General features: G+C 65.3%; 23 protein-coding genes. 13 read left to right on the top strand and 10 right to left on the bottom strand.

Going from position 1 to position 19,832, the window contains the following annotated elements:
- Window positions 1–8 precede the first annotated feature (8 nt).
- Both VHN57_RS23025 and dnaN read right to left on the bottom strand, forming a co-directional pair.
- Window positions 9–2,606: an EAL domain-containing protein gene (locus tag VHN57_RS23025; protein ID WP_004209884.1), complete on the bottom strand. Its 2,598-nt coding sequence runs from the start codon at window positions 2,604–2,606 to the stop codon at window positions 9–11.
- Between the two features lie 90 nt (window positions 2,607–2,696).
- Window positions 2,697–3,809: a DNA polymerase III subunit beta gene (gene dnaN, locus VHN57_RS23020; RefSeq protein WP_004209883.1), complete on the bottom strand. Its 1,113-nt coding sequence runs from the start codon at window positions 3,807–3,809 to the stop codon at window positions 2,697–2,699.
- A 171-nt stretch (window positions 3,810–3,980) separates the two neighbouring features.
- Between dnaN and VHN57_RS23015 the strand changes: the two genes are divergently transcribed.
- The 3 genes from VHN57_RS23015 to VHN57_RS23005 all read left to right on the top strand — a co-directional run bounded on the left by VHN57_RS23015 (window position 3,981) and on the right by VHN57_RS23005 (window position 6,297).
- Window positions 3,981–4,484, top strand: a complete 504-nt coding sequence (locus VHN57_RS23015; protein WP_423286108.1) for a hypothetical protein — start codon at window positions 3,981–3,983, stop codon at window positions 4,482–4,484.
- Between the two features lie 48 nt (window positions 4,485–4,532).
- Window positions 4,533–5,792, top strand: coding sequence for a dual-specificity RNA methyltransferase RlmN (gene rlmN / locus VHN57_RS23010; protein WP_004209881.1), 1,260 nt, complete (start codon window positions 4,533–4,535; stop codon window positions 5,790–5,792).
- An 82-nt stretch (window positions 5,793–5,874) separates the two neighbouring features.
- Entirely contained in the window at window positions 5,875–6,297 is a 423-nt protein-coding gene (locus VHN57_RS23005) for a hypothetical protein (RefSeq protein WP_423285708.1), read from the top strand.
- Between the two features lie 51 nt (window positions 6,298–6,348).
- Here the strand turns inward: VHN57_RS23005 and VHN57_RS23000 are convergent, their stop codons facing one another.
- Together VHN57_RS23000 and VHN57_RS22995 are read right to left on the bottom strand one after the other, a co-directional pair.
- Window positions 6,349–6,858 (bottom strand): outer membrane protein, encoded by a 510-nt coding sequence (locus VHN57_RS23000; protein ID WP_004209879.1) that lies wholly within the window; start codon window positions 6,856–6,858, stop codon window positions 6,349–6,351.
- 326 nt (window positions 6,859–7,184) lie between these two features.
- Window positions 7,185–7,745: an outer membrane protein gene (locus VHN57_RS22995; protein WP_423285705.1), complete on the bottom strand. Its 561-nt coding sequence runs from the start codon at window positions 7,743–7,745 to the stop codon at window positions 7,185–7,187.
- Window positions 7,746–8,035: 290 nt separating this feature from the next.
- Here VHN57_RS22995 and VHN57_RS22990 point away from each other — a divergent pair, with 290 nt between their 5' ends.
- From VHN57_RS22990 to VHN57_RS22960, 7 genes are all read left to right on the top strand, one after another.
- Entirely contained in the window at window positions 8,036–8,725 is a 690-nt protein-coding gene (locus tag VHN57_RS22990) for a cytochrome b/b6 domain-containing protein (protein ID WP_423285703.1), read from the top strand.
- Window positions 8,722–9,468 carry a molybdopterin-dependent oxidoreductase gene (locus tag VHN57_RS22985; protein WP_423285701.1) on the top strand — a complete coding sequence of 249 codons (747 nt, stop codon included), beginning with the start codon at window positions 8,722–8,724 and terminating at the stop codon, window positions 9,466–9,468. Before VHN57_RS22990 ends, VHN57_RS22985 begins: the two co-directional genes overlap by 4 nt.
- A gap of 32 nt (window positions 9,469–9,500) precedes the next feature.
- On the top strand, window positions 9,501–10,742 hold the full coding sequence (locus VHN57_RS22980) for an SAM-dependent methyltransferase (RefSeq protein WP_004209872.1): 1,242 nt from the start codon (window positions 9,501–9,503) through the stop codon (window positions 10,740–10,742).
- A 163-nt stretch (window positions 10,743–10,905) separates the two neighbouring features.
- Window positions 10,906–11,214 carry a hypothetical protein gene (locus VHN57_RS22975; RefSeq protein WP_037518720.1) on the top strand — a complete coding sequence of 103 codons (309 nt, stop codon included), beginning with the start codon at window positions 10,906–10,908 and terminating at the stop codon, window positions 11,212–11,214.
- Window positions 11,215–11,287: 73 nt separating this feature from the next.
- Window positions 11,288–11,710 carry a DUF350 domain-containing protein gene (locus VHN57_RS22970; RefSeq protein ID WP_004209870.1) on the top strand — a complete coding sequence of 141 codons (423 nt, stop codon included), beginning with the start codon at window positions 11,288–11,290 and terminating at the stop codon, window positions 11,708–11,710.
- Between the two features lie 4 nt (window positions 11,711–11,714).
- A complete protein-coding gene (locus tag VHN57_RS22965; RefSeq protein WP_423285698.1) occupies window positions 11,715–12,545 on the top strand; it encodes a S1 family peptidase in 831 nt (276 codons plus the stop codon).
- 56 nt (window positions 12,546–12,601) lie between these two features.
- A complete protein-coding gene (locus VHN57_RS22960; protein WP_017499161.1) occupies window positions 12,602–12,880 on the top strand; it encodes a DUF3297 family protein in 279 nt (92 codons plus the stop codon).
- A 38-nt stretch (window positions 12,881–12,918) separates the two neighbouring features.
- Here VHN57_RS22960 and VHN57_RS22955 read toward each other — a convergent pair whose 3' ends face one another.
- From VHN57_RS22955 to VHN57_RS22940, 4 genes are all read right to left on the bottom strand, one after another.
- Window positions 12,919–13,674: a CHAP domain-containing protein gene (locus tag VHN57_RS22955; protein ID WP_423285695.1), complete on the bottom strand. Its 756-nt coding sequence runs from the start codon at window positions 13,672–13,674 to the stop codon at window positions 12,919–12,921.
- 80 nt (window positions 13,675–13,754) lie between these two features.
- Window positions 13,755–14,288: a CHAP domain-containing protein gene (locus VHN57_RS22950; protein WP_287430770.1), complete on the bottom strand. Its 534-nt coding sequence runs from the start codon at window positions 14,286–14,288 to the stop codon at window positions 13,755–13,757.
- A 107-nt stretch (window positions 14,289–14,395) separates the two neighbouring features.
- Window positions 14,396–15,469 (bottom strand): DNA replication/repair protein RecF, encoded by a 1,074-nt coding sequence (gene recF, locus VHN57_RS22945; protein WP_278983517.1) that lies wholly within the window; start codon window positions 15,467–15,469, stop codon window positions 14,396–14,398.
- 40 nt (window positions 15,470–15,509) lie between these two features.
- A complete protein-coding gene (locus tag VHN57_RS22940) occupies window positions 15,510–16,016 on the bottom strand; it encodes a hypothetical protein (RefSeq protein ID WP_423285692.1) in 507 nt (168 codons plus the stop codon).
- Window positions 16,017–16,117: 101 nt separating this feature from the next.
- Here VHN57_RS22940 and VHN57_RS22935 point away from each other — a divergent pair, with 101 nt between their 5' ends.
- Window positions 16,118–16,510 carry a VOC family protein gene (locus VHN57_RS22935; RefSeq protein ID WP_037507261.1) on the top strand — a complete coding sequence of 131 codons (393 nt, stop codon included), beginning with the start codon at window positions 16,118–16,120 and terminating at the stop codon, window positions 16,508–16,510.
- Between the two features lie 21 nt (window positions 16,511–16,531).
- The gene (locus tag VHN57_RS22930) at window positions 16,532–17,065 is read left to right on the top strand and encodes a peroxiredoxin (RefSeq protein ID WP_423285690.1); all 534 of its coding nucleotides are present in this window, start codon (window positions 16,532–16,534) and stop codon (window positions 17,063–17,065) included.
- A gap of 24 nt (window positions 17,066–17,089) precedes the next feature.
- Here the strand turns inward: VHN57_RS22930 and VHN57_RS22925 are convergent, their stop codons facing one another.
- A complete protein-coding gene (locus tag VHN57_RS22925; RefSeq protein ID WP_423285688.1) occupies window positions 17,090–18,001 on the bottom strand; it encodes a dienelactone hydrolase family protein in 912 nt (303 codons plus the stop codon).
- A gap of 239 nt (window positions 18,002–18,240) precedes the next feature.
- Entirely contained in the window at window positions 18,241–18,408 is a 168-nt protein-coding gene (locus tag VHN57_RS22920; protein ID WP_010336493.1) for a hypothetical protein, read from the bottom strand.
- Between the two features lie 142 nt (window positions 18,409–18,550).
- Here VHN57_RS22920 and VHN57_RS22915 point away from each other — a divergent pair, with 142 nt between their 5' ends.
- Window positions 18,551–19,786, top strand: coding sequence for a TCR/Tet family MFS transporter (locus VHN57_RS22915; protein ID WP_423285686.1), 1,236 nt, complete (start codon window positions 18,551–18,553; stop codon window positions 19,784–19,786).
- Window positions 19,787–19,832: the final 46 nt, after the last annotated feature.

Here is a 19,832-nt window from a genome sequence, read left to right as displayed (position 1 = left end):
CTGTATCGCTATCCGGCCAGTGCGCGCGCCTGCGGGCGAAGCAGGGCCAGATCGATCGGGGCGGCAAATTCCACCCCCATGCGGTCTTCGCGTGACCAGCGGGTGGTCGCGTCGACGCTCTGCCCCTCCGACAGGTCGATCGCAAACTGCGTGCCTTCCGGCACATTCCACAGCCCCTCGATCATCGCGCCGGTAGCGGAGATGTTGCGGATGCGGCCATTATAGACATGGCCGTCATGATGGACAGCGACCGTGCGCAGCATCGCCTTGCGCTCCGGCCGGCTCGACTGGAAGCCTTCGGACCGGGCGGAGACGCCATTGGCGCGCTGCCCTTCCAGCACCTGCGCCGCGGGCATCGGCCGGCCATAGATATAGCCCTGGATATGGCTGCACCCCAGTTGCCGGATCAGGTCCAGCTCGTCGCGGGTCTCGGCGCCTTCGGCCGTGGTATCCATGCCCAGCGCCTCGGCCAGGCTGACGATCGCCTTGATGATCGCGCTGTTGCGGCTACCCCGGATCGCGGCGCCGCGCACGAAGCTCTGGTCGATCTTGATCTTGTCGAACGGCGCCTTCTTCAGATAGCCGAGCGACGAATAGCCGGTGCCGAAATCGTCGAGCGCCAGCCGCACGCCCAGCCCCTTGAGCCGGGTGAACATGGCGTCGGTGCCGTCATTGTCGTTCAGGAACACGCTTTCGGTGATTTCCAGCTCCAGTCGTTCGGGCGCCAGTTGCGCGCTCGCCAGGGCCTGCATCACGGTGGTCGGGAAACCGGGATTGGCGAATTGCATCGCCGAGACATTGACCGCAACCCGGATACCCGCGTCCCACTGCGCCGCGTCACGACAGGCGGTGCGCATCACCCATTCGCCGATCGGCGCGATCAGGCCGCTATCCTCCGCAATGGGGACGAACAATGCCGGCGAGATGGCGCCGCGCACCGGATGATCCCAGCGCAGCAGCGCCTCATAGCCGGTGATACGCTCGGTCGTCGAACTGACGATCGGCTGATAAACAAGGTGCAGACCGTCCGCCGTCAGCGCATGGCGCAGATCCTGTTCGAGCTGGCGGCGATCTTCCGCATCGGCGTGCATGTCGGCCGAATAGAAGCGATAGACGCCGCGCCCATCGCCCTTTGCCTTGTAGAGGGCGAGGTCGGCATTGCGGATCAGGGCATCGGCGGTGACGCCATCTTCGGGGCAGAAGGAAATGCCGATCGACACGCCGATCACCACGCCCGTGCCCTCGATCGAATAAGGTTGCGACAGGGCGCTGATGATCGCCTGAGCCAGCAGGCCGAGCCGGTTGCGGTCATGGCGGCCATGCACCAGCACCTTGAACTCGTCGCCGCCCTGGCGCCCGACCAGCCCCTGATTGCCGACCACGCGCTGGAGGCGCTGGCTGACCTGACGTAGCAGCGCGTCGCCGGCCGGATGGCCGAGCGTGTCGTTGACACTCTTGAACCGGTCGAGATCGAGCATCATCAGCGCGCATTCGCCCTGCTTGCCGCGCGAACCCAGCACCGCCTGCTCCAGCGCCTGCAGCATCTGCACGCGGTTGGCGAGGCCGGTCAGCGAATCATATTGGGCAAGGCGCGTCACTTCCGCCTGACTGCGGCGCATTTCGGTCAGGTCGGTGCCCGATCCACGGAAACCGTGGAACTGGCCATATTCGTTGAAAACCGGTTCGCCCGAGATCGACCACCAGCGTTCCTCGCGCGCGATCGCAGCCCGCACCGCAATGTCGGCAAAGCCGGTCCGGGCCGAGAGGTGGAAGCCCAGCGTCCGCTCGCCATCGCCCTGTTGCCGGTCGCCCTGCTGGATGATGTCGGTCAGCGACCGGCCGATCAGGCTGCCCGCTTCCACGCCCAGCGGTTCGGCCAGGGTGGCGGAGATATAGGTGATGTGGCCGTGGCGATCGGTTTCCCAGAACCAGCCGCGGCCGGACTGTTCATATTCCTCCAGCAGCCGGTCGGAGCGCTGCGCCTTGAGATCCTGCCGATGCTGTTCGATCGCCCGTTCACGATCTGCCGCCGCCTGACGCAGGGTCGCGATCGCCATCACCGCCAGGCAGCTGGCCAGCAGCCCCAGATGCACCATGCCCGCATGGGCGATGCCGGCCACCAGCAGCGCCCCCATGAAATAGCTCAGCCCCAGCAGGCGCCGGTCGCCGACGATGCAGACCGCCAGCAGCGCGATCGCCATTTCCGGCACGGCGGACGGCATCGCCACGCCATTGCCCTGCGCCAGCCACAGGCTGAAGATCAGTCCCGAGCAGAAGAGTGCGGGCAGCATCAGCCAGTTCTGGACATGGGGGCGCAGATTGCGGAACAGCGCCCAGCGCGGCACCAGCATCAGCAAGCCGTCGATCAGCACCACGCCGCACAGCAGGGCGCCATGTTCCGGCCGGGTGAAGGAAAGCATGCCGAGCAGCGCCGCAACGCACAGCTTGGCCAGCAGCATCAGCGGCCACAGGGCGGCAACATGGGTGAAGCTGCGCGACAGCCAGTTGGCGGCGACTTCCGTGCCGCTTTCGGCCAGACCCAGCGAAACCAGCAGGCTCGCGGTCCTAGCCGGCGCATCAGTATCTGTTTTGCGGACAATAGCCATGCCGATCGTCTAACCGACAAAGCTTGAGAAGCGATTACCCGCCGGGTCCGGGAGATTCCCTGATATTCAGCGATCTCCCGGCAAGACCGGTCAGACGCGCATCGGCATCAGAACGTAAAGCGCCGGGCTGCGATCATTTTCGCGGATCAGCGTCGGCGCGGCCGCATCGGCCAGATGCAGTTCGACGATGTCGGTGTCGATCTGGCCAAGGATGTCGAGCAGATAACGGGCGTTGAAGCCGATATCGAAGCCTTCGCCCTGGAACGCGCCGGGCACTTCTTCGGCCGCCGTGCCATTTTCCGGGCTGGTGACCGACAGGGTGATCTTGTCCTTGTCGAGGCTCATCTTGACCGCGCGGGTCTTTTCGGTGGCGATGGTCGCAACGCGGTCCACGCCTTCCTCGAAGCTGCGCGGATCGATCTTGAGCAGCTTGTCGTTCGCAGTCGGAATGACGCGGCTATAATCGGGGAAGGTGCCGTCGATCAGCTTGCTGGTCAGGATCGCGCTGCCGAGGCCAAAGCGGATCTTGCTGGCCGACAGGCTGACCTGCACCGAACCCTCGACCTCGTCGAGCAGCTTGCGCAGTTCGGCGATGCACTTGCGGGGGATGATGATGCCCGGCATGCCGTCGGCGCCGTCGGGACGCGGCACGGTGACGCGGGCCAGACGGTGACCGTCGGTCGCGGCGGCCTTGAGCACCGGCGAACCTTCGTCCGAGACGTGGAAATAGATGCCGTTCAGATAATAGCGCGTCTCTTCGGTCGAGATGGCGAAGCGCGTCTTGTCGATGATCTGCTTGAGCGTTTCGGCCGGCAGTTCGAAGCTGGTCGGCAGGTCGCCCTCGGCAATCACCGGGAAGTCGTCACGCGGCAGGGTCGACAGGTTGAAGCGGGCGCGGCCGGCCTGGATCAGCATCTTGCCGTCGGCCGCCTGCAGCGACACCTGGCTGCCTTCGGGCAGCTTGCGGGCGATGTCGAACAGCGTGTGGGCGGAAATGGTGGTGGCGCCGGCCTGTTCGACCTGGGCCGACACGCTTTCCACGACCTGCAGGTCGAGATCGGTCGCCATCAGCTTGATCGCGCCATCCGCCGATGCCTCGATCAGCACGTTGGACAGGATCGGAATCGTGTTGCGCCGCTCGACCACCGACTGGACGTGGCTGAGGCTCTTGAGGAGCGTTGCGCGTTCGATGGTGGCCTTCATGTCCCTGTTCTGTCCGTTCTTTTTGCGTCGATGGCGAGGATTCGGTCGAATCCCGGCGGCAATGATGGATGGTCCTTCATAACCGCTATGTCAGCGGCGGCAAGCACCTCGACGCGCTTTCGAAACGAAGCCGGGCTTGCAAATGACGATGGCTTGCGCTTTGCCCGGACCATGCGCCGCCTGCCCGCCCTGCTGATCCCGCTCGTCACCCTCGCCAGCCCGGCCATGGCGCGCGATTCGCTCGGCATTTTCGAAAGCTGGGGGGCGTTTCGCGATCCCGGCGCCGGCCAGAACGGCCCGCGCTGCTACGCCATCGCCATGCCGGTGCCGCGCCGCGCGGGCGATGCGCCCAAGGGTTTTGCTGCCGTCGGCACCTGGCCGCGCCAGCATGTCCGCGGCCAGGTCCATTTCCGCCTCAGCCGGCCGCGCTCCGCCAATGCGCGGGTCTCGCTCAGCGTCGGCGACCGCCGTTTCCCGCTGGTCGCGGGCCAGGCCGATGCCTGGGCCGCCAATCCGCAGGACGATGCCGCAATCATCGCCGCGATGCGCTCCGCCAGCAGCATGAGCGTGCAATCGACATCGGCCAAGGGCGGCGCCTTTGCCGACAGCTATGCGCTGCGCGGCGCGGCCACGGCGATCGACGCGGCAGCGCTGGGGTGCGCCCGTTTACGCTGATCGCAACGCCACTTTAAAAATCCGGCAAAATCGACTATGTGCGCGACCATGCATTCCGCCGCCAATCCCATCATGCCGATTCCCGGCCTTATCGACCCTGTGCCCGTGCCCCGCGCGGTGACGCCCCGTGAGGACGGACGCGTCGACATGCTGGGCCTGACCCGCGCCCAGATGAAGGGCGTGCTGGAAGAAGCCGGACTCGACCAGAAGGCCGCCAAGCTGCGGTCCAAGCAGCTGTTCCATTGGCTCTATCATCGCGGCGAAACCGATTTCGAGAAGATGACTGACCTCGCCAAGCCGATGCGGCTGTGGATGGCGGAACGCTTCATCGTCGGCCGGCCGCAGGTGGTGGAGGCGCAGGTGTCGAACGACGGCACCCGCAAATGGCTGCTCCGTTCGGACGATGGCCAGGATTATGAGATGGTCTTCATCCCCGATGCGGACCGCGGCACCTTGTGCGTGTCGAGCCAGGTCGGCTGCACGCTCAATTGCAGCTTCTGCCACACCGGCACGATGCGACTGGTGCGCAACCTGACGCCCGGCGAGATTGTCGGCCAGGTCATGCTGGCGCGCGACGCGCTGGGCGAATGGCCCAAGGGCAGCATGGCCAGCGCCAATGACGATGAGACGGACGAGGATTCGCAATATACGGCGGACGGCCGCATGCTCACCAACATCGTGATGATGGGCATGGGCGAGCCGCTCTATAATTTCGATCATGTCCGCGACGCGCTCAAGCTGGTGATGGACGGCGATGGCCTGGCCCTGTCGAAGCGGCGCATCACCCTGTCGACCAGCGGCGTCGTGCCGATGATGGCGCGCGCGGCCGAGGAAATCGGCGTGAACCTGGCGGTCTCGCTCCATGCCGTGACCAAGGAAGTGCGCGACGAGCTGGTGCCGCTCAACCGCAAATATGGCATCGAGGAATTGCTCCAGGCCTGTGCCGATTATCCCAAGGCGAACAATGCCCGGCGCATCACGTTCGAATATGTGATGATCAAGGACAAGAATGACAGCGATGCCGACGCGCATGAGCTGGTCCGCCTGATCCGCAAGTACAAGCTGCCGGCCAAGGTCAACCTGATCCCGTTCAACCCCTGGCCGGGCACCGACTATGAATGTTCGAGCCCCGAAAGGATCCGCGCGTTCAGCACGATCGTGTTCGAGGGCGGTATTTCCGCGCCGGTGCGCACGCCGCGCGGCCGCGACATCATGGCCGCCTGTGGCCAGCTCAAGTCGGCGAGCGAGAAGAAGAGCAAGGCGGAACTCAAGCGCCTGGCCGAAGAGAAGCAAGCCGCACTCGGATAATCCGGGGACGACTGGCTGCGCCCAGACGCGCGACGACAAGCCCCGCCCATACCGGCGGGGCTTTTCTTTTGGGGGAATGAGGATGACCGATGACGAGATCGATATGCTGGGCCGCGGCTTTTGCGCCTGCACTTTGCCCAAGGCGCACTGGACCCACGGCGCCCATTTCGCGACCGCGCTGTGGCTGATCCTGCGCCGGCCCGATATTGACGCCGAAATTGACATGCCCGGCATGATCCGCCGCTACAATGAAAGCGTCGGCGGGGTGAACAGCGACACGAGCGGCTATCATGAGACCATCACCCAGGCCTCGCTGCACATGGCCCGGCAGTTGCTGGCCGGCCTGCCCGCCGATGTGACGCCGGCCGCAGCCTATGCCGCGCTGATGGCGTCGCCGCTGGGCGACAAGGACTGGCCCTTCGCCTACTGGACGCGCGAGACGCTGATGAGCCCGGCCGCGCGCCGGGCATGGGTCGCGCCCGATCGGGCGCCGCTGCCGACATAAAAAAGGGCGGCCCAAACGGACCGCCCTTCCCCATATTCCGATCGAGAGGGATCAGAAACGGAAGCCGATGCCGACGACGCCAGCGTCACGGCCACCGAAATTGTCTTCATACTCGGTGCGCTGATATTCGGCCGAGATGTAGGTGTTCGGGGTCACCGAATATTCCAGGCCACCGCCGTAACGCACGCCTTCCAGCGAGGTGTGGGCGCCAGCGGCTTCGATGCGGCTCGAAGCGTAGCCGACCTTGCCGAACGCCAGGATCTGCGGGGTCACGACATAGCCGAGACGGACCGAAGCGGCGAGGTCGCGGCTGGCGTCGAAGCCCTGGCCGTCGACGGTCGAGTCACCGAACGACACTTCCGGACCGAAGGTCACGCGGTTGGCAACGGCGAGGTCGTAGCCGGCGGTCACGCCGTAGCTGAAACCGTCTTCGCCCTGCGCCTTGTCAAAGCCCATGGTGACGCCAGCGCGCGGACCGGTGAACGGCGCAGCATCCTGAGCGAAAGCGGGGGCCGAAACAGCGGCGGCAGCAGCAATCGCTGCGAAAATCACAGTCTTCATAAAGTCCTCGATATTTATTATGACGCTACGACTTAATTGTTCATCTAGCGTTCAGGTTTGATGCTAGGAAAATATGAAATAGAGTCACACTTCCTCCTGCTTATTCCTCTCCGACACTTCGGAGAGGAACTGCCCCCTCTGCATCATGAGAGCGCAGTGGCCATCTAGGATCGCCAAACTCACTTGCAAAGGGGCAAGGCCTTTATTTCAATCAATTTCAGGGCTTGTGTTGCAAAAGTGTGACAACGCGCCTGCAGCACGACCGGCCGCAAAAAGGGGACGGCCCGACAGCCGCCCCCTTCGCGAAAGCCCCGGTTTCCGGGCGATCAGAAGCGCAGGCCGATGCCCGTCACTAACTGGTGGCGCGACACGCCCGCCTCATAATCGGAATAGCGATATTCGCCCTTGAGAAAGAGCTTTTCGGCGATCCGATATTCCAGACCCGCGCCCAGCCGCAGCCCATCGCCATTGTCGCCGCCGCGGATCAGGCCGCCTTCGCCGTCACTGGCTTCATATTCCATCCGGGCATTGCTGTAGCCTGCCTTCACATAGGCGAGCGCCTTGCTGCCGAGCGGCACACCGATCCGCCCGCCGACATACAGGTCACGATCGGTCTCGCTCTTGCCGCCGGCGACATGCAGGCGGGTGGTGGAATCGGAAATTTCGCCCTCAATGCCCAGGATCAGGCCGCCCAAGGCAAAATCATAGCCGGCATTGAGGCCATAGAGCAGGCCGTCGGCCGATTTGACGCCCTTGGCATCGACCACATCATAGCCGGTGATGATTTCGGCATGGGCACCCGTGAAAGGGGCATAATCCTGCGCAAAGGCAGGCGCCGAAACAAAACACAGAACAGCCGAAGCGATAAAAAACGTGATACACTTCATATTACCCATCCAATATCTGCGTCGAAGCGCCGAAAATCGTGACAGGCGACCTTGTTTATACTCCCGTTTCGAGGAGGAATTTTATCAATTCAAATTTCTGTACGAAAATTCTTTGAAGTCGACTTCATCAGTCCCTTGCAGGGCCAGCCGTTGATCGCAATCGCACGGCGCGCACCATGGCCATTCGACCAACGACGGGCCTGGACATGCGAACGACCGCGATGCGGCTGGATATTTCGACGAAAGACAATAGGGTCATGCCCATGGAGCCGCCTTACGCCCCAGGGGACATGGTCCGCCGCCACCGCCTGACCACCCGGCTGTGGCACTGGCTGAACGCGCTGCTGCTCTATATCCTCTTCACCTCCGGCCTTGGCATCTTCAACGCCCATCCCCGCCTTTATTGGGGGCACTATGGCGCCAATTTCGATCATGCCTGGCTGGAGCTGGACCGGTTCCCCGGCTGGATCACCCTGCCCGCCCTCTATAATCTGGCGCTGTCGCGCCACTGGCATCTGACCGCCGCGCCGATCTTCGCCTTCGCGCTGCTCTTCTACATGCTCTGGGGTCTGGCGGGCGGCCATATCGCCCGCGACCTCGCCTTTCGTCGGGGCGAACTGGCGCCGCGCCATGTCTGGCAGGACATAAGGGACCATGCCCGGCTGCGCTTCCCCACCGGCGCCGCGGCGCTGCGCTACAATGTGCTGCAGAAGGCGAGCTATATCGCCGTCCTCTTCATCGCCCTGCCGCTGCTGATCCTGACCGGCCTTACCATGTCGCCGGGCATGAACGCTGCCTGGCCCTGGCTGGTCGACCTGTTCGGCGGACGCCAGTCGGCCCGGTCGATCCATTTCCTGACCGCCTTCGCGCTGGTCGCCTTCTTCCTGGTCCATATGCTGATGGTGCTGCTGGCCGGCCCGGTGAACGAGATCGGATCGATGATCACCGGCCGCTATCGCCTCCCTAAGGACCGGCCATGATCCTGACCCGCCGCACCCTACTACTGGGCGCAACCGCGACGCTGGCAGGATGCGACCGGATCGCGCGCCAGCCGCTGGCCCGCGACATCCTCTTTTCCGCCGACAATTTTCATCAATGGGCGCAGCGCAAGATCATGGCGCGCGACGCACTGGCGCAGGAATTCCGGCCCGAGCAGATTTCGCCCTTCTTCCGCGCGAACGGCACCGCCAATCCCAACACCCCGGCCTACAAGGCACTGTGGCGCAGCGGTTTTGCCGACTGGCGCCTGCGGATTGACGGTCATGTCGCCCGCCCCCTGTCACTTTCGCTGTCGCAATTGCATCGCCTGCCCCATCGCGAGCAGATCACCCGCCATGATTGTGTCGAGGGATGGAGCGCGATCGGCAAATGGCGCGGCGTGCCATTGAAGCTGCTGCTCGACGGCGCGGGGCTGCGCGATCGCGCGCGCTATATCGTGTTCCACTGCGCCGACGACATGGGCGGTGGCACCGCTTATTATGAGAGCATCGACCTGATCGATGCCTTCCATCCCCAGACCATCCTGGCCTTCGCGCTCAACGACCGGCCACTAAGCGTCGCCAATGGCGCGCCGTTGCGGCTGCGGGTGGAGCGACAACTGGGCTATAAGCAGGCCAAATATCTGATGCGGATCGAGGCGGTCGAGAGCCTATTGTCCATCGGTCGGGGCAAGGGCGGTTTTTGGGAAGACCGCGCCAATTATGATTGGTATGCAGGTATTTGACGGCCGCGTAACGAGAAGGACCAGCCTGCTCCATGAAGATTTTCGACCGCGTTCTGAGACGTCTTGTCACCAAGGGTCAGTTGACCGTTTTCTATGCCGACGGCCGTAGCGTTACCGTCGGTTCGCCCGATCCCGACCTGCCCCCGCTGGCGCTGCGCTTCCTCGACAAGCGCGTGCCCCTCGACATCGTCAAGGATCCGCGCCTGGGCATGGCCGAGGCCTATATCGATGGCCGGGTGGCGATCGAGGGCGGCGGCATCATGGAGTTCGTGTCCATGATCCGCCAGAACAACGCCTGGGAAAATGGCAAGTCGATCGATGCCAAGGGGCCGGTGCAGCGCGCGCTGAAGACGGTGCGCCGCAAGTTATGGAAGGCCAATCATCGCAGCCGGTCCAAGGCCAATGTCGCCCATCATTATGACCTGTCGGGCGCGCTCTACGCCCTCTTCCTCGACCGTGACCGGCAATATAGCTGCGCCTATTTCCCCGATGCGGAGAATGAGGCGGGGATCAGCCTGGAACAGGCGCAGGAAGACAAGAAGGCGCATATCGCCGCCAAGCTCTACCTGAAGCCGGGCATGAAGGTGCTGGACATTGGCTGCGGCTGGGGCGGCATGGCGCTGTACCTGCACAAGCATTTCGGTGTCGACGTCACCGGCATCACCCTGTCGGAAGAGCAGTTGAAGGTCGCACGCCAGCGGGCGATCGATGCGGGCGTGGCCGACCATGTCCGGTTCGAGCTGATCGACTATCGCGACATTGAAGGGCCGTTCGACCGGATCGTGTCGGTCGGCATGTTCGAACATGTCGGCACCGCCGACTATCGCGTCTTCTACAACAAATGCCGCGACCTGCTGACGCCCGACGGCGTGATGCTGATCCACACCATCGGCCGGGTCGATGGCCCCGGCATCACCGACACCTTCACCACCAAATATATCTTCCCCGGCGGCTATATCCCCGCTTTGTCGGAAATGGTGGCGGGCAGCGAAGGCACGCGGCTGATGATCACCGACGTGGAAGTGCTGCGCATCCATTATGGCCTGACCATCCGCGACTGGTACAAACGGACCATGGCGCACAAGGCGGATATCGTCGCCCTCTATGACGAGCGCTTCTTCCGCCTGTGGACCTTCTATCTGGCGGGCGCGGCGACCGTGTTCGAACATGGGTCGATGGTCAATTTCCAGGTCCAATATGTGCGCGATCGCCGCGCGCTACCTATCACCCGCGACTATATGATCGAGGCAGAGACCGCGCTGCGCGGGCGCTGAAACACCATCGCGCACCGATGATGCGAGGCAGAATTGCGACCGTCCGGGCGGGCTGAACAAAGCCTGTCAGCCCTGTTCCCGGACGGTTCAGTGACCGGCCCCCATTCTCCTCCCCACGTCCCCGCGCTGCCCCGGCAGCCGGGCCGGACAGAGGAGAAGCAAGATGAAATTCCTATGGAAAAGCGCCGCGATGCTGGGCCTGGCCATGGCCGGCATCGCCGCCACGAGCGCGCCTGCCCAGGCGCAGCATTATCGCAGCGACGGCTGGCGCGGCGATCGTGACGGCCGCTGGGATGGCCGGCGCCATTGGGACAATCGCCGCTGGGACGACCGCCGTCGCTGGCGCGGCGACCGGCGCTATTATGACGGACGACGCGGCTATCATCGCTCCGCCTATCGCCAGCGCTGCTGGGACGAATGGCGCTATAATTCCTATCGCGACCGTCGGGTCCGGGTCCGCATCTGTCGCTGATCCCGCCTGACCAAATCCATATCGCGGCCCGCCCCGATTGAACCCGAGGGCGGGTTGCGGCATTTCTGTGCCCATGAGCGATCCTACACCCGTCATCCAGAGCCTGTTGTCGGGCCTGCCGATCCTGCTTCTCCACCTCGCCTGCGCCACCCTGGTCTGGGCGGCCGCCATGGCGGTCTATATGTGGATAACCCCGCACGACGAGTTCAAGCTGATCCGCGCCGGCAATGAGGCGGCCGCCATTTCGCTGGGCGGCGCCTCCGTCGGCCTCGCCGTGCCGCTGGCCTTCTGCCTCGCCGGATCGGTCAATGTCTGGGACGTCGTCATCTGGGGCAGCGTCACGCTGGTGCTGCAACTCATCGCCTTTCGCCTGGTAGACCTGTTGCTGGGATCGCTGTCGGGCCGGATCGAGGCGAATGAGCGTTCCGCCGCGATCTTCCTGGCGATGATGAAGGCCGCGGTCGCCTGCCTGACGGCTGCGGCCGTGGCGGGCTGACGCGATGGGGCGTGGGGGCTGTGGCTGCCTGCCCTGGCTGCTGGGCCTGATCCTGCTGCTCGCCTGGCTGGGCGAGATGCAGGCACCGTCCTTGCAGGTCGAACAATATGATCCCCGTTCGCCCCGCCGCCCGCTGCCGCGCGGTAGCGAGGAACAATATATTATCGAGGATCGGCCCGGCGGCCCGGCCGACGCCATGGGCACGGCCTTTGCCGTCGATCGCAGCGGCGTGTGGATGACCGCCGAACATGTCACCCATGGCTGTTCGCGCGTCGGGCTGGAACAGCGCGGCCGCGCGCTGGAGGTGCCGCGCGTCATCGAAAGCCGGGAATCGGATGCCGCGATCATCCCGCGCGGTCCCCGCAGCCCCGCCGCCCTGCCACTGCGCAGTGGTGCGCCCTCGCCCGGCTCCACCGGCTATCATATGGGCTTCCCCGCCGGCGAACCGACATTGGTCCTGTCCGAACTGATCGGCCGGGCCGAAGCCCGGCGCGGCAGCAGCGGCATCGACCAGCCGGTGCTGGTCTGGGCCGAGCGTGGCCGCCTGCCCGAGGGCGACGGCACCCTGTCGGGGATCAGCGGCGGCCCGGTCTTCTCCACCGATGGCCGGGTCGTCGGCATCAACAGCGCATCGACCGACCGGCGCGGCCGCATCCTGACCGTCGCGCCCGACGCGATGATGCGCCTGACCGCTGCCAGCCGTGCTGTTGGCGACCAGCCGGTCGCCTACCCCTTTGCCGGCCTTACCGACGCGCAGGAACGTTTCGCCAACTGGCTGGAGGAAGGCGTCATCCGCCGCATCTTCTGCGATGTCGATGACGGGCGCGGCGGTTGACGCCTGCGGGCAGGAAAGAGTAGGCGCTGCGCAGCATTTTCAGGGAAATTGAGATCATGAGCGACACGCCCCCCGACCATCTGTCCACCAACCCGCGCAGCCCCCATTTCGACATGGAGGTGCTGCAGCGCGGCATCGGCATCCGTTTCAAGGGCCGCGAGCGCAAGGATGTGGAAGAATATTCGATTTCCGAGGGCTGGATTCGCGTTGCCGCCGGCAAGACCCGCGACCGTCACGGCAACCCGCTGACCATCAAGCTGTCGGGTGAGGTCGAGGCCTGGTTCGAAAACCCGGCCGAAGGCGCCGAGAGCGACAAGGCCGCCGACGCGGAATAAGCAGATAAGGCCGGTCCCCGCTCGATCGTGGGGGCCGGTCAGTTCATCAGGGATTCGCGCTTCACGTCGGCGATGACGTCGCCCAGCGAGCGATCCGACGGGCTGTTGTCCGCATATTCGATGATGAACGGGTCCGCCTCGATACGGGGCGCCGCCTTGCGCCGGGGCGCAGCAGGCTTGGGCGAAACCGCCGCCACCATCGCATGCGTCTGAACCGACGCCACCCGTGTCGCCGCCCTGGGCAGCGGCGCAAGCTCCGCACCGTCCTCACCATCGCCTGTGTCGGCCGCGGCACTGGCATAGCGAAGGCTGCTGCCCAGCGCCGAATCGGGCGTGAAGGGATGCAGTTTCGCCTTGGCCGGATAGATGAAGCCGAAGGTCGGGTTGATGCGGGCGCCCATCTGCCCGGTCGGGCTGTGCCAGACGCGCACCTGGCTCCAGTCGCCCGCGTCCGACACGTCGATCGCCAGCACATCCTCCTCGATTGCGCCGGGCGACGACCAGTTGGCGTGGCGGATCAGCACGCGGCGATCATCCAATATCCGGCTGACCACGGCGACATGGCCCAGGGTCATCGGCCCGACGGGCCGGAAGGCGAGCACCGCACCCTTTTTGGGGATGCTGCCGCGCTTGTAATGATCCTGTGCCTGGTCCCACCAGGTCAGCGCATCACCATAGATTTCCACGCCCGACACGATGCGCGCATAAGGAACGCACTGCAGCGCCGTGGCGCCCAGCACGGGCGCCGCCGTCAGGCCGGACAGCAAAGCCATCCAGCGGACATATCGAAACATTTAATGCGACCTCTAAGCGTCGAGTATCGCCCCACCGCGATCGACCCTAGAGCCCCATCCGTAAGGATTGGGTTAACGGCTCAGAAAGCACCCTTGGCGCTGTCGCTGCCGGCGGTGGCGCGATCGGCCAGGGCGATCTGGACCGGCTGATCGATTTCCGGCTTGTCGGCATAGATGAAGCCGTTGGTCGGGTTCGAACGCAGGCCAACGTCGCCGATCGGGCCATACCATACGCGCACGTCGGTCCAGTCATTGTTGGGCGACACGTCGATGGCGCGGACATTGCGCTCGACACCGCCACGATAGGACCAGTTGGCGTGGGTCAGCAGCACTTCGCGATCATTGACGATCTTGCTGACCATGGCGACATGGCCGACCGGCATCGAACGGCTGGACGCGAAGGAAAGGACGGCACCGACGCGGGGCTCATGACCACGGTCGTAGCGACCGGCGGCCTGGTTCCACCAGGTGTTGGCATTGCCGAAAATTTCGATGCCGGAGACTTCGCGGGCGAAGGGCGCGCATTGCAGGACACCGGCGGTGGCGGGAACGGCAGAGAAGGCACCGAGCGCAAGCATGGCGGCTGCGAACAGCGCGCGAAAACCACCGATCATTCCTTGCGACCCCCGACTTGTAGGTAGGTATAATCCCCGATGACCTCCTTAGGGCAGACGCCGTTCGTCTTGAAAACCGCCGAGCGATGAGTCGTTGCTGCGATGCGTCATGCTGCGGAACGAAAAACATGCCCGGCCGTTACATGAAGCCGGGTTGCACCGTTCAACTCGTTGAAAAGACTATCTTCCGTGCCAGTCATCCAGACCTGGCCGCCGGTTTCGCGCAATCGGTCGAACAGCGCAGCTCGTCGCGACGGGTCGAGATGCGCCGCCACTTCGTCGAGCAGAAGCACCGGCGGCTGGCCGCGATCAGCCGACACCAGAGCCGCATGCGCCAGCAGGATCGAAAGCAGGAGCGCCTTCTGCTCGCCGGTCGAACAGAGCGCCGCCGCCTGATTCTTGGCGATGTGGATGACATCCAGATCATGACGATGCGGCCCCGACAGGGTGCGGCCGGCCGCGGCATCGCGTCGCCGCTCGCGGGCAAGCCGCTGGCCGAGCGGTTCGTCGCTGGCGCCGTCCTCCTGCGCGATTCGGATGAGCGGCCGGGCGAAGGGCTCGTCGGGCTGATCGACCAATTGCCGGTTGAGGCGCGCGACCAGATCGGCGCGGGCAGCGGCGAGCGCCATGCCATGCTCGTCCATCTGCGCCTCCAGCGCACCGATCCACGCCGGGTCCGCCCGGCGCAGATCGGTCAGCAGCCGGTTGCGCGCCCGCATCGCCGCTTCATAGCGGGCGCTGTGCGCGGCATGGCCGGGATGGAGCGCCAGGGTGAGGCGATCGAGGAAGCGACGGCGACCGCCGGGGCTGTCGAGGAACAGCCGGTCCATCGCCGGCGTCAGCCAGACGATCGAGAGATGATCGGCCAGCGCATTGGCGGACGAGGCGACACCGCCAATCCGCACCTGCCGCCGGTCGGGCGCATCCGCACTGACGCCGGTGCCGAGCACCACGCCATCCACCTCCGCCGCGATGCCGAAGCTGCCGCCTCCATCCTGCCGCGCCATCGCCCGCAGCGCCGCGCCGCGCAGCCCCCGGCCGGGCGCCAGCATCGATACCGCTTCCAATATGTTGGTCTTGCCCGCGCCATTATCGCCGGTCAGCAGGACGAATGGCTGGTCGGGCACGATCAGCGCGTCCGCATGGTTGCGGAAATCACTCAGGGTGAGGCGGCCGATCATCGCGCCGCTGTAGCGAGGACTGCGCGCCGGGGGAAGCGGTTCAGGCGGCCGGGGTGCAGCGCTTGCGCACGATCGCCGTGCCGTCATTGGCAATGGTAAGCTGCTGCCCATCGGTCGAGGGACGCAGCATCAGGGTCCGGGTCCAGCTTTCGCCCTCCCCCGTGAAATTGGCGACGACCGCCAGCCGCCCCTCCCCCTCGCGCGTGACACGCTGAACCGTGCCGACGCTTTCGTGGAAGATCAGGCTGGCCGCCGTCAGTTCCAGCGCCTGTGCCGCCGCCCGGTCGCCGCAGCGCTCATTGGTGCCGGTCCAGCGCCCCTGCAGCGCGATGGGGATCGCATTGGCGTGGAGCGCCTCCCCCTTGGCCACCGGCAGGTCGGGCGCAGGCTCGACCGGGGTAATGGCATTGGCGCCGGGCGGGACATCGCGCGTGCTGGGCAAGGCCTGGTCCAGGATGTTGGTGACCATGCCGGACTGATTCTGTTCCTTGCTGCCGCAACCGGCGAGCAGCAGCAGCGGAAGGGCGAGGAGGAAATGGTTACGCATGCGATGCCAACCCGGCAGGGCGGCATCGGGTTCCGCCAACCCTCGCGTGACCGCCCATCGCGGCCATGCTATCACCACAGAGACAATCGAGGAGGGATGCCATGCCGGTCCTGGGAATGGGCGGACTTTTCTTTCGCGCACGCGATCCGGCTGCGCTGTCCGCCTGGTATCGCACCCATCTTGGCGTCGGCGGCGGATGCAGCGCCGATCCCGACATTCCGGCGGTCAACGAATATGTCTGGCAGACGCTGGGCGGGCCAATGGTCTTTTCCCCGTTCAAGCAGGACAGCGACTATTTCGCCGCCGACAAGAGCTTCATGATCAATCTGCGCGTATCCGATCTCGACGGGCTGCTGGCGGACTTGCGCGCGGCGGACGTTGAGGCCATCACCAAGCCCGAATGGGATCATCCCGATGTCGGGCGCTTTGCCCGCATCCATGATCCCGAGGGCAATGCCATCGAATTGTGGGAACCGCCCACCCCCGCCGCCTGACCGACCCATGGGAGCTAGATTATGAAGAGCGCGAAGATCATCCTGGCCCTGGCGGCCGCAGCCCTGGGCACGCAGGGCAGCATGGCGGCACTGGCGGTCGGCGCCAAGGCGCCGGAATTCACCACCCGCGGCGCGCTGGCCGGCAAGACCTTCACCGTCACCCTGTCGCACCAGTTGCGGCGCGGGCCGGTGGTCCTCTATTTCTTCCCCAAGGCCTTCACGCCGGGCTGTTCGGCCGAAGCGCGCGAGTTCGCCGAGAATATCGACAAGTTCAAGGCGGCCGGCGCCACCGTGATCGGCATGTCGGCCGATCCGGTCGACGATCTGGTCGCCTTCTCCACCAAGGAATGCGCCGGCAAGTTCGCGGTCGCCTCGGCCGGGCCGAACATCGTGTCGGGCTATGATGTCGCGCTCAAGATGCGGCCGGGCATGACCGACCGCACCTCCTATGTGATTGCGCCGAGCGGCCGCATCGCCTTCGTCCATAGCGAGATGAGCTATGCCGGCCATGTGAAGAGCACGCTGGCTGCGGTCGAGGCGATGAAGCAGAAATAAGGCGCAACGGCGAAGGGGTGCCGGTCACCCCTTCACATATTTGTCGAACCAGCCGATCGTTTCGGTCCAGGCGGCCTTTGCTGCGGCCGCATTATAGCTGGGCCGGTAATCGGCCATGAAACCATGGTCAGCGCCGGCATGGACGGTGATCGCATCGGGTGGCGACTTGCCTGCCGTCTTGAGCGCGGCGCGCATCGCTTCGACATCGGCCTGCGGTATGCCCTTGTCCAGCTCGCCATATTGGCCGAGCACCGGCGCCTTGAGCTGCCCCACCTCCTCGATCACAGACAGGGTCTGGAGGTCGTTCTTCTGGGTCACGATTCGGCCGTAGAAGGCGACGCCGGCGTCGAGCGCGGCGCTGTGCGCGGCATAGAGCCAGACCACCCGGCCACCCCAGCAGAAGCCGGTAATGCCGCGCCGCGACGCGTCGCCGCCATGGGTGCCGGCAAAGGCATAGGTGGCATCGATGTCGGACAGCACCTGCGCGTCCGGTGCCTTGCTGACGATTTCGGCCACCAACTGCTTGAAGTCGCTGACCTTGGTCGCGTCGCCATGGCGGGCGAACAGATCCGGCGCGACGGCATGATAGCCGGCTTTTGCGAAGCGCCGGCACATGTCGCGCACCCATTCATGGACGCCGAAAATCTCATGCACGACGACGATCACCGGCGCCTTCTTCTTGCCCGCCGGCCGGGCGACGAAGCCGGGCATGGCGAAACCGTCGCTGGTCGGGATCGAGACGGCTTCCTCCACCAGCCCGGCGGCCGGGGTCTGGATGGTGCTGGCCGCGACCGGCTGGCAGGCGGCGGCAAAACCGGCGGCGAAGGCGCCCCCGGCCAGGATGTGACGCCGGCTGAGCCCGGTCGAGGCGATCCAGTTGCGATCCTCCGCCAGCCGCTCGACGGGGGACGGCACATCATCGCGATCGGTGGTCATCGGCGCTCTCCTGCTGTGGACGGGCGCAGACTAGCCCAAGCCCACGGTCGCGCAAGCAGCCAGGACAGTCTCATGACGCCATCGCCGCATCAGGCGTTCCGATCGATCCAATTTTGGGCGAGACGCAGGAAATATGGCAGCTTGTCCGCAGCTTGTGGCGGACTTGATTTCGATCAGCATGATTTTTCGGAACATCGCTGCGCCGGCCCAAGTTGAGCGCAGGCGGGTTACAATGCCCGTTAGGAGAGTGTGAGATGGCAAACCAGAACCAGAATCCCGGTCAGCAGGGCGGTCAGCCCGGCAAGCCCGACCAGCAGAACCAACAGGATGAACAGCGTCGCCAGCAAGGCGGCGGCCAGCAGGAACGCCGCGACAATCAGGATCGCGAGCAGCGCTGATCCCTTCATGCATCCCATAGCATGAGCTGGGGCCGTCCCGCCGGGGCGGCCCTTTTTTTTGGGGCGTCAGACATGCTGAAACGGCGCCCCATGCCTGAACATCGCGCCATCGCGCTTGGCATCGCCATCCCGGCAGGATAGCGCCTCCGCCATGATTGCCCCCGCCCATCCGCGCCGCACCGCCGCCATCGCCTTCATCCTGGTGACGGCGCTGCTCGACGTCATGTCGATGGGCATCGTCATCCCGGTGCTGCCGCAACTGATCGAAACCTTGTCCGGCTCCAGCAGCAGCGCGGGCCTGTGGAATGGCCTGTTCGTCGCGCTTTGGGCGGCCATGCAGTTTCTCTGCTCGCCGGTGATCGGTTCGCTGTCCGATCGCTTCGGGCGCCGGCCGGTCATCCTGATCTCGGTCGCGGGACTGGCGCTGGACTATGTGCTGATGGCGCTGGCGCCCAATCTCTGGTGGCTGGCGCTGGGCCGCATCCTCGCCGGCATCACCTCGTCCAGCTTCACCTCCACCTTCGCCTATATGGCCGACATCACCCCGCCCGAGGGCCGGGCGCGGGGCTATGGCCTGATCGGAGCGGCGTTCAGCGCCGGCTTCGTTGCCGGGCCGCTGCTGGGCGGTGTGCTGGGCGAGATTTCGCACCGTGCGCCCTTCTGGGCGGCGGCGGGCCTGTCCGGCCTCGCCTTCCTCTATGGCCTCATCGTGCTGCCCGAATCGCTCGCCCCGGAAAAACGCATGGCCTTCAGCTGGCGCCGCGCCAATCCCTTCGGCGCGCTGCAATTGCTGCGCTCGCACCCCGAGCTGTCGAGCCTCGCGATCGTCAATTTCCTCCTCTATTTCGCTCATCATCTCTTCTCGGCCGTGTTCGTCCTCTATGCCGGCGACCGCTATGGCTGGGGCGCCTGGCAGGTCGGCACCCTACTGGCGATGGTCGGCCTGCTCGACATGGCGGTGCAGGGTCTGCTGGTCGGCCCGGTGGTGAAACGGCTCGGCGATCGCACGACGATGGTCGTGGGCCTCGGCTTCGGCGCGGTCGGCATCGCCGCCATGGGCCTGGCGCCCACCGGCTGGCTGTTCGTCGCCGCCATGTTCCCCAATGCGCTCTGGGGCCTCGCCATGCCGACCATCCAGTCGCTGATGACGCAGCGCGTCTCCGAAAGCGAACAGGGCCAGTTGCAGGGCGCCAACAACAGTGTCGGCGCCATCGCCGGCATCGTCTCCCCGCTCTTCTTCGGCGCGGTCTATTCCGCCTCGGTCGGCACCCGTCCGATCCTGCTCTTCATCGGCAGCGCCTTCCTGATCGCGGCGCTGGTGCTCGCCGGCGCCGCCCTGCTCGGCCGCGCAGCGGGACGCAAACAGGATGGTCCTGCGCCGGCCTAGAGCATTCTGAAGTCGGCTGGAACAGCCGACGACTCGCAGAATGCGG

It is taken from the genome of Sphingobium salicis subsp. salicis (assembly GCF_049472635.1).
Classification (GTDB): Bacteria; Pseudomonadota; Alphaproteobacteria; order Sphingomonadales; family Sphingomonadaceae; genus Sphingobium; species Sphingobium yanoikuyae_A.
This window is presented reverse-complemented; position numbering and strand designations above follow the sequence as displayed.